Genomic DNA, 11831 nt, shown 5'->3' on the forward strand with positions numbered 1-11831 from the left:
GACCCGATGTCCGAGACGCCTACCCCACCGTGGGGAATCAGGGTCGAGAACGACATGCAGGCCGCCTACGCCGACGGCATCGAACGGCTGCAGGCCAGACTCCTGCACATCGGGTTGTTCCTCCTCACCGCCGTCGTCCTCGGCGGCGGCGCGGGCGTGCTGGTGCTCGCGACCGGCGGCGGCAGCGCGCTCACCGTCTCGGTCAGCGTGGTCGCCGGCTGCGTGGTCGCGGTGCTCGTCGCCGTCCTCGCCGCGATGTCGGCCACGCGGCAGATCACGCCGCTGGCCCGCAGGCCGGTCCAGCCACGGGCGCCGATCCCGGCCGCGCCACCGGCGCTGCCGACCGCGCAGAAGCCGGAGCAGCGGGTCGTCGAGGTGGTCACCCGCGCGCCGGAGCCCGCACCGCTGTGGGGCCGGCCCGGCGAGGGGCACGTCGTGGTCGGCGACGACCCGGGGCAGCGCCGCGAGGTGTTCGTCAAGCTGGCGCGCCGCCTGCAGTCCCTCATCAACCGCGCCATCAAGCGGATCGACGAGCTGGAGCAGGAGAACGAGGACCCGGAGCTCCTCAACGGCCTCTACGAGATCGACCACCTGTTCACGCTGGCCAGGCGGCAGGGCGAGAACCTGGCCGTGCTGGGCGGCGAGGCGCCGCAGCGCCGCTCCACCAGGCCGGTCAGCGTGTACTCGGTGCTGCTCGCCGCGGTGTCCGAGGCCGAGCACTACCGGCAGATCGCGATCGTGCCGGTCGAGGACGTGGAGATCCACGGCCACGCCGTCGCCGAGATCATCCACCTGCTCGCCGAGCTGCTGGAGAACGCGACCCGCTTCACCTCGCCGGACGGCCCGAAGGTCGAGGTCCGCGCGCAGAAGGTGACCGCGGGCCTCGCGATCGAGGTGCAGGACCGCGGCCTCGGCATGAGCTACGAGGACCTGGAGCGGATCAACCACCTGCTGGACGGCTCGACCCGCATCGACATCTCGGAGCTGCTCACCGACGGCCGCATCGGCCTCGCCGTGGTCCGCGAGCTGGCGCGCCGCCACGACATCCGCGTGCGCCTGCAGTCGAACATCTTCGGCGGCATCGCGGCCGCCGTGGTCATCCCGCCGCAGCTGCTGAGCGAGCCGGAGCCCGCCTCCGACGCCCGCCACCGCGCCCCGGCCCGGCGCGAGCCCGTGGACGCGACGGCCTCGTCGCCGTCGCTGACGCCGGTGCAGAAGCCGGTGCAGAAACCGTCGCCGACGCCGCGGCCCGCTCCGGCCGCCCCGGCACAGCAGGCCCCGACCGTCGTGCCCGCACCGCTCCCCGTGCCCACCGCCGCCGTCGCGGCGCCGGGCCTCGGGCCCATCCGTCCACAACAGGCACGCCCGGCACCGGCGGAGACGGTCGCGGAGACCGTCACCGAGGACAAGCCCGAGCGCGACCTGCCGCCGCTGCCCGTGCGCTCGCCCGGCCGGTCCTACGACGACCTGCGTGCCGGTGGCAGCGGCGGGATCTCCGCGGAGGACGCGGCCAAGCTCGCCGACCCCGGCGTCGTCGCCGGTGAGCAGCCGCCGCCGCTGCCGCAGCGCAAGGGCAGCCACCTGCGCGAGGAGCTGCTCGAGCCACCGCAGCTGACCAAGCCGGTGCCCGGCCACAACACCAACCTCATGAAGACCGTCCAGGCGGGCCGGGACCACTGGCTCGCGGAGCAGAACCGAGAAGCGACGAACAGAGGAGACTCCACAACATGGCCGACGACCTGAACTGGCTGCTCCGCCGGCTGGTTGAGGCGGTACCCGACACGCACAGCGCGCTGTTGCTGTCGGTGGACGGCATCCCGAAGTACTGGTACGGGCTCGACATCGACGGCGCGGACCGGCTCGCCGCGCTCGCCAGCAGCATGTGTTCGCTGGCCAACCAGGTCGGCAAGAAGTTCTCCGAGGACGGCTCGGACGGCGTCCGGCAGGTGATCACCGAGCTCAACGAGATCATCCTGTTCGTGACGGCCGCGAGCGCGGGCAGCGTGCTGGCCGTGCTCGCCGCCCGCGACGTCGACGCGGGCATCCTCAGCTACGAGATGCAGCGCCTGTGCACCCAGGTGCCCGCGGTGCTGACGACGCCGTCGCGCCACCACGTCGCGCACCAGGGCAATGGAACGCGTTGACCATGAGCGGTCCGGACGAGACGACTGCCACGGAGGACCCCGGCTTGTTCGGCGTACGGCCGTACGCGATGACCAACGGAAGGACCCAGCCGAGCACACCGCTCGACCTGATGTCACTGGTGCGGGCGACCGGCCGGGGCATGGTCGGGAAGAGCAGGCTGGGTGTCGAGCACTCGAAAGCACTGGAGCTGTGCGAGTCCCCCACGTCGGTCGCGGAGATCGCGGCCCTGCTGCAGCGGCCGGTCACCGTGACCAAGGTCGTGCTCTCCGACCTGATCGAGCTGGGCGCGGTGATCGCGAAGTTCGCCCCGCGCGATACCTATGCCAACGACCCGGCGATTCTGGAGGCGGTGATCGATGGCCTCCGACGGTTCGTCTGAGCTGTTCCCCAACCAGGTGAAGATCCTCGTGGCGGGCGGCTTCGGCGTCGGCAAGACGACGTTCGTCGGCGCGGTCAGCGAGATCGAGCCGCTCACCACCGAGGAGACGCTGACGGCGGCGAGCGCGTCGGTCGACAGCGTCACCGGCGTGGAGAGCAAGGCGACCACGACAGTGGCCATGGACTTCGGCCGGCTGTCCTTTCGCGACCAGAACCTCGTGCTGTACCTGTTCGGCACGCCGGGCCAGGACCGCTTCTGGTTCATGTGGGACGAGCTGTCCCTCGGCGCGGTCGGCGCGGTGGTGCTCGCCGACACCCGCAGGCTCGCCGACTGCTTCGGCGCCATCGAGTTCTTCGAACGGCGCGACATCCGCTTCCTGGTGGCGCTCAACGAGTTCGACGGCGCCTACCGCTACGAGGACGCGGACGTCCGCACGGCGCTCGCGTTGAAACCCCACGTCCCGCTCGTCCGCTGCGACGCGCGCAACACGCGTTCGGCGAGCCTCGCGTTGATCACCCTGCTCGAGACCGTCCTGGCGACGTCGCGCGCCGCCGCCACACCCCCGATGATGCGGAGTCCACGTTGAACCACGACATCCTCGACACCCGGCTGCTGAAGGCGCCCCACGACCCGGACATCCCGCAGCGCCTCGCGCGGCTGGCACAGCTCGGTCTCGGCACCCGGCCGGACGCGGAGTTCGACCAGTTCGCCGCCCGCCTCGCCGCGGCCGCGAACGCCCCGTACGCGATGGTCAACTTCGTCGGGGACGAGGAGCAGTACTTCGCCGGGCTGTACGGCCCGGACAGCGCGAAGGCCGACGCGCTCGAGGCGGCGTCGTCCGCGTCGCACGCCGCGCCGGGCCGCACGATGTCCCGGGAGCACGGCTACTGCCCGCACGTGGTGGTGCGGCGCAAGGCGCTGGTGCTCGACGACGTGTGCGCGTACCCGAGGTTCGCGGTCAACCCGGTGGTGAACTCGATCGGGGTGCGTGCCTACATGGGCGCGCCGCTGATCGACCGCACCGGCACCGCGCTGGGCACGATCTGCGTGGTGAACACGGAGGAGAGCAACTGGGGCAGGCCCGGCCTCGAGATGATCAAGTCGATGGCGGCCGAGGTCGTCGAGATGATCCACCGCCGCGAGCAGCTCGGCCACTGACGGTGCTGACGGGCACCTCCGGAACGTTTCAATCCGAAGGTGCCCGGGGTGGCTTCACCTGCGCCACCACCGCGACGGCGTCGTGTCGTCGTCATGCGGTTCGTGGACGACGGGTTCGTCCGCGGCGCGGGCGACCCGGTTGAGCAGGCCGCTGCTCGCGCGGAGCTGGGCGGAGAACCGTGCCGACCACTGCTCGCGGTAGGTGCCGAGCGCGACCTCCGCGAGCCGGATCCGCTGGATGTCCGACGTGCCGGCAGGCGCGTAGATGTGGTTGGCGTCGCGCAGGAAGCGCTCGATGTTGCTGCCGGGGTAGAGCCCGTACGCGGCGTGCACCTCCATCGCCGTCCTCGCACTGTCCAATGAGGACTCGACGTTGAGCAGCTTCGCACTGATCAGTTCCGCGTCGCACGGCAGGCCCTCGTCGAGCAGGTGCGCGGCGTGGTACGCGGCGAGCCGCGCGGTCATCAGCTGGGACTGCATCTGGCCCAGTTTCTGTTTGACCGTGGGGAGTTCCGCCAGCGGCTTGCCGTAACGCGTCTGCGCGGTGGCGAACTCGACGGTCTGCTCGACGATCGCGCGGTGGATGCCGAGCGACACCGCGGTCAGGTTCGGGCGTCCATACAGGACACTGGAGGAGTAGGCGACCGCCAGGCCGTCCCCCTCCGACCCGAGCAGGTTCTCCGCGGGGACGCGGCAGTTCTCGAAGATGAGCTCGCCGAAGCTGAACCCGTGCAGCCCCATGGCCGGCTGGTGCCTGCCGAGCGACAGGCCGGGCGCCGTCGACTCCACGAGGAACGCGGACAGGCCGCGGGAACCCGGGCCGGTGCGGACCACCACACCGTGGAGGTCGCCGACGTGGCTGTTGCCGACGAACACCTTTCTGCCGTTGAGGAAATAGTGGTTTCCCACCCGTTCGGCGGTAGCGGACATGCCGAGCACGTGCCCGCCGGACTCGGGTTCCGTCACCGCGATCGTCGGCATGCAGCGGCCGTCGCTGATCATCGGCAGCCAGCGCCGTTTCTGCTGCTCGTTGCCGAAGTGGACGATCTTGGCGACACCCAGCTGGGAGGCCTGGACCATGGCGCCCATCGCGCCGCTGACCCGCGACAACTCCTCGATGATGATGGTCTTCGCCAGGTGCCCGAGACCCATTCCCCCGTACCTGGGGTCGATCGTGACGCCGAGCCAGCCCTGCTGGGCGATCAGGCGGGACATCTCGACGTGGACGGACTTGGCCGCCTCCATGTCCTCGACGCGCGGCGCGACCTTCACCTCGGCGAAGTCGCGGACCTGCGCACGCAACCGCTCGTGCTGCGGGGTGGTGAAGTAGCTGGTCGCAGGGGTGGCGATGGTGGTCACTGGACGGCCCTCGACGTTTCGTCACAGATCAACACGAACTCCCCGTTGGTTGTGTGCGCCGCACAACTTTGCCATTGATCACACTTGAGCGGTACCTCCTTAATGGTGACGAGAATAACTCACGACTACTAACGGTGATCGTTCTCGCTGACCGTGATCATCCACAAAGGACAGACCGCGTGCCGCCCTTTCGTAACAGGGCGACACGCGGCCGCATTGATGAAGGTCAGGCGTGGTTCAGGCGTGCCGCCGCCCCCCGGAGGACCGAACAGGACGATCGACAGCGGGCATCCGGTCGTAGGAGTCCTCGGGCCCGAAGCGCGGGCGGACGAGGTAGTCGTCGTCCGGCCTGCTGTGCTTGGGGACGCGGTCGAACGCGTCGTCCATGCTCGGCAGCGCCGGGACGAGCCGCATGCTGCTCAGCGCCGGGTCCATGGTGCGGGAGAGCCGCTCCTCGGCCCGCCGCCGCGCGGCACGGCCACCGTTGGTCGGCGCGCCCGTGGCGCGGCGGGGCGGCATGCCGTCGACGGACGTCTCGTCGGCGCTTCCCCCGACCGGCGGCATCCGGTCGAGTGAATCCCCGACCGCGGGCGCCAGGGGCGGGAACGGGTCCTCGGGACCGCGGGAGTCGTCGCGGCCGAAGCCCGCCCGCGTGCCACCCCGGCGGACCGGGGGCATGGCGTCGAACGAGTCGGCGGGACCGCGCCGCGACGCGGGCACATCGCGGAAGGAGTCCTCGCGCGCGGCGCCACGTGACTCGGGGGCGCCCCGGCGCGCGGGCGGCATCGCGCTCCGCGAGTCCGCCGCACCGCCCCGGGCAGGCGGCATGGCCCCGAACGAGTCTTCGGCACCCCGCGTCACCGGCGGCATCGCACCACGCGAGTCGGCGGCGCCCCGGCGCACGGGCGGCATGCCGCCGAAGGAACTCTCCGGCCCCCGCGAGACGGGAGGCATCGCGCCATGCGAGTCCGCGGCGCCCGGGCGCACGGGCGGCATCCCACCCCGCGAGTCGGCCGCGCCACGGCGAGCGGGCGGCATGCCGCCGAACGAATCCTCCGGTCCCCGCGACACCGGCGGCACCCCACCGCGCGCGGGCGGCATCCCGCTGCGCGCGTCGGCGGTCCGGCGCACCGGCGGCATGCCGCTGAAGGACGCCTCCGGGCCGGGCGCGACGAAGGGGTCGGGCGGGAGCTGCGCGAACGACCCGTCCGAACCGCGGCCGACCGGCGGGATCACGCCCTCGACCATGGTCTCCGGACCGCCGACCGGGTCGTGGAACTCCGGCTGGCGGACATGCCCGTTCGCGTCGAGCAGCGCCATCTGCCCGGTCACGTCGATCGCGAGCGCGTCGTCCGCGCTCAGCCGCCCGCTCAGCGGCTCGGGCACGGCCCGGAACCGCGGCGGTGTGGCGCGACCACCCGTCGCCGGGCCGAGCGCGGGCCTGCCGTTCCGCGGTGGGGCGAACGGCGGCACCGGGGCCCCGTTCCTCGCCCGCCCGTGCACCGGGGGCGGCACCGGCACACCGGGTGGCGGCACCGGCGTCCCCGGCGGGGGCAGGACCGGGGCGCCGCGCACGGGGCCGCGGTTCGACGGCGGCAGCGGGCCCGCGCCGGGCCGCACCTTCACCGGCAGCATGCGGCTGAACGAGTCGACCACGTTCTTCGGCCGCCCATCCGGCACCTGCCCGGTGCCGACGCCGACGGACGGCGGCTCCTCGACGTACGCGATCTCGTGCTCGCGTTTCTCCGCACGTTGCGGCTGCTTGTCCTTGGGCGGCAACGAATGCCGGCCCTTGCCGCGCTTGGCCTGGCCGCCGACGCTGACCGCGGGCGACTTCTCCGCCGGTGCCGTGCGGGGGCGCGGCGCCGGGTTCTGCCTGCTCACACTGTCGGTCCACGCCAGCACCGACGACGGGCAGTCCAGGCCGACCACCCCCATCAGGCGGCCCTCCTTGGAGTACCCGTACACGGTGCCGGTGCCCTCGTCCGGCGTGCCGAGCGTGATGATGTCCTTGCCCAGCTTCGGCATGCCTGCCGCCTGGATGCGCACGCCGTACTGCTCGGTCCAGAACCGCGGCATCGGGGTGAACGGCTCGGCCTCGGCACGGCCCGCGAGCAGGCTCTCCGCGGCGGCGCGGCCCATCTCGACCGCGTTGAGCCAGTGCTCGACGCGGCGGGGCACGTTGTCGAACCGCAGGTTCGGCCACTGCGCGACGTCACCGGCGGCCACGACGTCCTCGGCGCCGACCACGTGGCACGTGGGCTCGCAGACCACGCCGTTGTCCAGCGGCAGACCGGAACCACGCAGCCAGCCCGTCATGGGCACCGTGCCCGCCGCGACCACCACGCACGACGCGAGCAACGTGGACCCGTCGGTCAGCCGCAGGCCGATGCCCTCGGGCCCCGGCGACCACTCCTGCACCGAGTTGCCCAGCGCCAGGTCGACGCCGTGGTCGCGGTGCAGGTTGGTCAGCCATTCGCCGAGCTCCGGGCCGAGCACGTTGCCCAGCAACGTGTTCTGGCGGCCGATGAGCGTCACCTCGCGGGACAGGTACCGCAGGCTCGCCGCGATCTCGCAGCCGGTGAAGCCGCCGCCGACGACGGCGACGCGGCCCTTCGTGGAGCCGATGACGCGCTCCAGGTCGAGCCCGTCGGCCATGGTGCGCAGCACGAGCACGCGCGGGTCGTAGTAGGGCAGGTCGTTGGGGCGCTTGGCCTCCACGCCGGTCGCGATGACGAGACCGTCGTAGGTCAGCTCCTCGCCGCCGGGCAGGTGCAGGACCTTGTTGTGCGGCACCAGTTGCCGGACCTGCGTGCCGAACCGCCACTTGGCGTTGAGGTCCTCGTACGCGGGCAGGGTGAGATCGCTGGACCGCAGCGTGCCCATGAGCAGTTGCTTGGACAGCGCGGGCCGGTGGTACGGCGGCAGCTTCTCGTCGCCGAGGATCATGATCTCGCCCTCGAACTTGAGCTCACGGAGCCGTTCCGCGGCGCGCAGGCCGGTCAGGCCCGCGCCGACCACGACGATCCGTTCGTCCCGGTTCATCGGGTGCGTACCTCCTGCAACTGGATGGCCTGCATGGGGCAGGACCGTGCCGCCGCCTGCGCCTGGGCGCGGCTGTCGGTGTCGGGGTCACGGACGTAGCGCAGTCGTCCGTCTTCCATGAGCTGGAAGAGCTGCGGGGACTCGGCCTGGCAGATGCCGTACCGCTTGCAGCGCTGGTTGTCGACGCTCACCTGCACCTTGCGCCCGACGCGCGGCCCGGGTGGCGGGGGCTCGACGACCGCCAGCTGGGTGCCGGTGGTGGCGGGGGCCGCGGCGAGCAGCCCGGCGCGGATCAGCATCTTCGGCGGCAGGAACCGCAGCGCGGTCAGCGTCACGGCCGGGGTGAGCACCGTGATGCCGCCGAGCCACAGCAGCGCGAGGTGCCCGTTGTGGATGGCGCCGAACCACGAGTGCACGACGACCATGCCGACCGCGACGTAGGCGAGCTGGTGGAACCGCAGCCAGTTGCGGTAGCGGATGAACCGCCGCATGCCGGTGGTGATCGTGATCGCGATCATGAGCTCGAGGCCGAGGATGCCGAGCGCGTGGCGGGCCAGGCCGGCGAACGGCACCGCGATGCCGAAGACGTCCAGGCCCTGTTCCCGCAGCAGCAGGAACACGATCGCGTGCGTGACGCCGGTCGCGAGCGTGAAGGTCGCGAGGATCATGTGCGCCGAGCGGATGGCCTGGTGGCCGGTGAGCCGTTTGATCCAGCCGGTCGCGGTGAGGACGCCCCAGCACAGCGTCAGGCACATGAAGACGTAGGAGGCCCGTGCCGACAGCGCGGCGACCTCGCGTACCCCGATGTCGTGCTGCGGCAGTGCGATATCGATCATTCGGCGGGCCCCGGTGCGCTGAAGGTCCGCACGATGCCGATCGTGGCCGCCGCCATCAGTACGGCGACGACGCCGGCGAGCAGTAGGTCGCCACGTGTCAACGTGTTCTCCGGGTAGCTGATCTGACGGGCCGCGGCCTCGGCGAACATGCCGTGCTCCACACTGACGTGACCGGTGCCCTCGAGCAGGGTCATGTGCTTCATCACGATGTCGTTGGCCTGGGTCGCGAAGTCGCGGATGACCGGGTTGCGGGTGCCCGCGCGGACCTCGGCGATCAGCCCGAACACGGTGCCGTGCGCGGCGCGCAGCCGGTCGGCGAAGGCGTTGTCGAAGTCCTCGCCGGTCTTGGACGAGATCTCGTTCATCCACGCCTGCGTGGACGAGGACGGCTGGTCGGGCAGCCGGACGCCGAACCGGTCGGCGAGCTGGTTCACGACCCCGTCGAGCTTGGTGTGGTCGGCGGCGATGACCGCGCCGGTGTCGCGGACGGCCTGGGAGTTGCCGCGCTCGGTGGCGAGCTTGCCCATGGGCATCTCCCACAGGTTGGCGAAGTTGATCACCGTGAGGAACTCGCGGTCGAGCGGGGAGATGGTCTGTGCGGCCCGTTGCTGGTCGGGCTGCGCCTGGCTGGTGCTCGCCATGGCCACGCCCACCGCGGGGCAGGCGGCGCCGAGGAACACGAGGAACGCGGCAACGGACCAGCGGACAATTCTGCGTCGCATGGCTCTGTTCACCGGCGACTCAGTTTCCGCCCATTTCGTGTTGGCCGGCCGATTTCGCCATGCCTTGCGGCTCGCCGTACTCACTCGCGGCACCTTCGCGCAGCTGGCAGCCACCGAGGAGGAGCGCGGAGATCGTTGCCAGCACTGCGAGTCCGGCAACTCTAGAGCTCTGCATCCTCATGGATGAACTCCTCTGCAGTAGATATCAGAACGATTACGCGGCGTCAAGATTTTTGTTTCAGGCACGCCTCGTTGCAGGTGCTACCCGTATATACGTTTGGTAACGGCACCTACGTTCAGATCGCCCACTCGGAGATGTGTGGTCTAGGTCACATCGAGCTGACCTGGTGTGACGTTCTCGGCCCGGCGACCGCCAGTCATCGGCCTGCGGCCGAACGGGTGCGGGACGGCGTCGCCGCGGGGTTGTGTGCGAGCGGGGCCCCGGCCTCGGCATCGACGTCCACTGATCAGCGAGAAGCGTGAGGTATCCCCACCCGTCCCCGACAGGGTGGCGTCGCAGTCGGATGGGTTCGTTCCTTGGCTGCTGGTGGTGTGCCTTGCCTGGGTTTTCCCTCCGGGGGGTCCTCGCCGGACGGGCTGGTCTCCGGGATGGCGGGGGTTTGGTCTCGGGTTGGGTTGGCAAGGACTGGTGTCCGTGGCTGCCTGCCATCCCTCAGGGGGTGTTGGGGCTTCGCCCCGCTTCGCGGGGCCGGGCGCGCAGCGCCCGGCATGCCGGGGTCGGCCCACGCCGCTCGCGCGCGATGGCAACCCCCACCCGATCCCGGGGGCCACCCGCCATGCCAGTCTACCGGGGACCACCGACAGTCGGGGGGTGGCGGGGCGCGCCTGTGGACAACTACCCGGGCTGTGGACAACCAGCGGTCAGAGCGGGACCGAGACCATCGTCTGACCGTCGCGGGTGCGGATCTCGACGGCCTTGACCTGGTCCGGCGGGACGTCCGCGGTGCCTTCGAGCTGGGTGCCCTTGGCGGAGCCTTCCTGGGACACGAGCCAGCCGCCCGCGAGGATGTCCTTGCCGTCCTTGGTGACCACGTACATCTCGCAGTGCAGGCCGGCGTCGAGCCCCTGCACGGTCGCGTTCACCCACACCCAGCCCTTCTTGGGCTCCAGCGCGATGGTCATCGACGTGCCGGTGCCGGGGTCGGTGGCCTCGGCGAGACGCGCGTTCGACGGGAGCGTGGACGTCGGCGGCTGGGCGACCGGCGAGGGAGACACGGTCTCGCGGCCGAGCAGGATGCCGCCACCCAGGGCGACGGCCACCGCGACGGCGGCCGCGACCGCGAAGCCCGCCGAGAAGCCCCGGCGGGCCGGTGCCTCGGCGCGGACCTGGCGCAGCGTGCGCCGCAGCAGCAGGTCGCCGTCCTCCGGCGGGCCGTCGACGAACGCCTCCGGCGGCACCTGGTCCAGCGCGCGCCGGATCATCATCAGCTCGTTGACCTCGCGCTGGCAGTCCAAGCAGGTGGCGAGGTGCTCGTGCACCTGCCGTGCCTCGACCGGGTCGAGCACGCCCAGTGCGTAGGCGCCGAGTTGCGCCCGGTCGTGCACGGGACCGGTCATCGGCGCACCTCCCCCGATTGGCCGAGCGTCGCCCGCAGCGCGCGGACCGCGTGATACGTCCTCGATTTCACGGTACCCGGCGCGATGCCGAGCACGGCGGCGGTCTCGTTCACCGTCCGCCCCCGGTAGTACATCTCGACGAGCACGGCCCGGTGCTCCGGTGACAGGCCCTCGAGCGCCCCCAGGACGGTCATGGTGTCGACGACGGTGTCCGCGTGGTCGCGCTGCGCGGCCGGCACGTCGATCGGCTGGTTGACCTCGGTCGGCCGCGCCGCACGCGCCCGTGCCCGGTCGGTCACGAGGTTGCGGGCCACGGTGAGGAGCCAGCCGCGCACCGACCCGACACCGGACTGCAGCGCGTCGGCGTGCTTCCACGCCCGCAGCAGCGTCTCCTGCACGACGTCCTCGGCCGCGGCGCGGTCGCCGGTCAGCCGGGTCGCGTAGTCCAGCAGGCTTCGGCCGTGTTCGGCGTAGAGGGACTTGATGAGGTCCTCGGCCGGGTTCGCGGCACGCGCGCGCCGGGAACGTCTGCCGATCATTGCCACGGCCGCCATCACCTGCCCAAGTGGCCGGTCGATGAGCAGGGTACTGGACGCAACTTCGCTCACG

At 71.5% G+C, this 11831-nt stretch carries 11 protein-coding genes; 5 read left to right on the forward strand and 6 right to left on the reverse strand.

Annotated features, from left to right (window positions below; genetic code table 11):
• Window positions 1-6 precede the first annotated feature (6 nt).
• From ACYQ77_RS30275 to ACYQ77_RS30295, 5 genes are all read left to right on the forward strand, one after another.
• Window positions 7-1743 carry a sensor histidine kinase gene (locus ACYQ77_RS30275; protein WP_459717138.1) on the forward strand — a complete coding sequence of 579 codons (1737 nt, stop codon included), beginning with the start codon at window positions 7-9 and terminating at the stop codon, window positions 1741-1743.
• Window positions 1728-2144, forward strand: coding sequence for a roadblock/LC7 domain-containing protein (locus ACYQ77_RS30280; RefSeq protein WP_459717139.1), 417 nt, complete (start codon window positions 1728-1730; stop codon window positions 2142-2144). The genes ACYQ77_RS30275 and ACYQ77_RS30280 overlap by 16 nt, the downstream gene beginning before the upstream one ends.
• Window positions 2145-2212: 68 nt before the next feature.
• Entirely contained in the window at window positions 2213-2524 is a 312-nt protein-coding gene (locus ACYQ77_RS30285; protein ID WP_459717141.1) for a DUF742 domain-containing protein, read from the forward strand.
• Window positions 2502-3110, forward strand: a complete 609-nt coding sequence (locus tag ACYQ77_RS30290; protein WP_459717143.1) for a GTP-binding protein — start codon at window positions 2502-2504, stop codon at window positions 3108-3110. Before ACYQ77_RS30285 ends, ACYQ77_RS30290 begins: the two co-directional genes overlap by 23 nt.
• The gene (locus ACYQ77_RS30295) at window positions 3107-3682 is read left to right on the forward strand and encodes a GAF domain-containing protein (protein WP_459717145.1); all 576 of its coding nucleotides are present in this window, start codon (window positions 3107-3109) and stop codon (window positions 3680-3682) included. Before ACYQ77_RS30290 ends, ACYQ77_RS30295 begins: the two co-directional genes overlap by 4 nt.
• A 54-nt stretch (window positions 3683-3736) precedes the next feature.
• Here ACYQ77_RS30295 and ACYQ77_RS30300 read toward each other — a convergent pair whose 3' ends face one another.
• The 6 genes from ACYQ77_RS30300 to ACYQ77_RS30325 all read right to left on the reverse strand — a co-directional run bounded on the left by ACYQ77_RS30300 (window position 3737) and on the right by ACYQ77_RS30325 (window position 11761).
• Window positions 3737-5041 carry an acyl-CoA dehydrogenase family protein gene (locus ACYQ77_RS30300; protein ID WP_459717147.1) on the reverse strand — a complete coding sequence of 435 codons (1305 nt, stop codon included), beginning with the start codon at window positions 5039-5041 and terminating at the stop codon, window positions 3737-3739.
• A 237-nt stretch (window positions 5042-5278) separates the two neighbouring features.
• Complete coding sequence (locus ACYQ77_RS30305) at window positions 5279-8086, reverse strand: FAD-dependent oxidoreductase (RefSeq protein ID WP_459717149.1); 2808 nt, start codon at window positions 8084-8086, stop codon at window positions 5279-5281.
• A complete protein-coding gene (locus ACYQ77_RS30310) occupies window positions 8083-8922 on the reverse strand; it encodes a ferredoxin (RefSeq protein WP_459717150.1) in 840 nt (279 codons plus the stop codon). The genes ACYQ77_RS30305 and ACYQ77_RS30310 overlap by 4 nt, the downstream gene beginning before the upstream one ends.
• Entirely contained in the window at window positions 8919-9644 is a 726-nt protein-coding gene (locus ACYQ77_RS30315) for a DUF4142 domain-containing protein (protein ID WP_459717152.1), read from the reverse strand. Before ACYQ77_RS30315 ends, ACYQ77_RS30310 begins: the two co-directional genes overlap by 4 nt.
• Window positions 9645-10526: 882 nt before the next feature.
• Window positions 10527-11222, reverse strand: a complete 696-nt coding sequence (locus tag ACYQ77_RS30320; protein ID WP_459717153.1) for an anti-sigma factor family protein — start codon at window positions 11220-11222, stop codon at window positions 10527-10529.
• The gene (locus ACYQ77_RS30325) at window positions 11219-11761 is read right to left on the reverse strand and encodes a sigma-70 family RNA polymerase sigma factor (RefSeq protein WP_459717155.1); all 543 of its coding nucleotides are present in this window, start codon (window positions 11759-11761) and stop codon (window positions 11219-11221) included. The genes ACYQ77_RS30320 and ACYQ77_RS30325 overlap by 4 nt, the downstream gene beginning before the upstream one ends.
• Window positions 11762-11831: the final 70 nt, after the last annotated feature.

The sequence above is a fragment of the Actinophytocola sp. KF-1 genome (assembly GCF_054661535.1).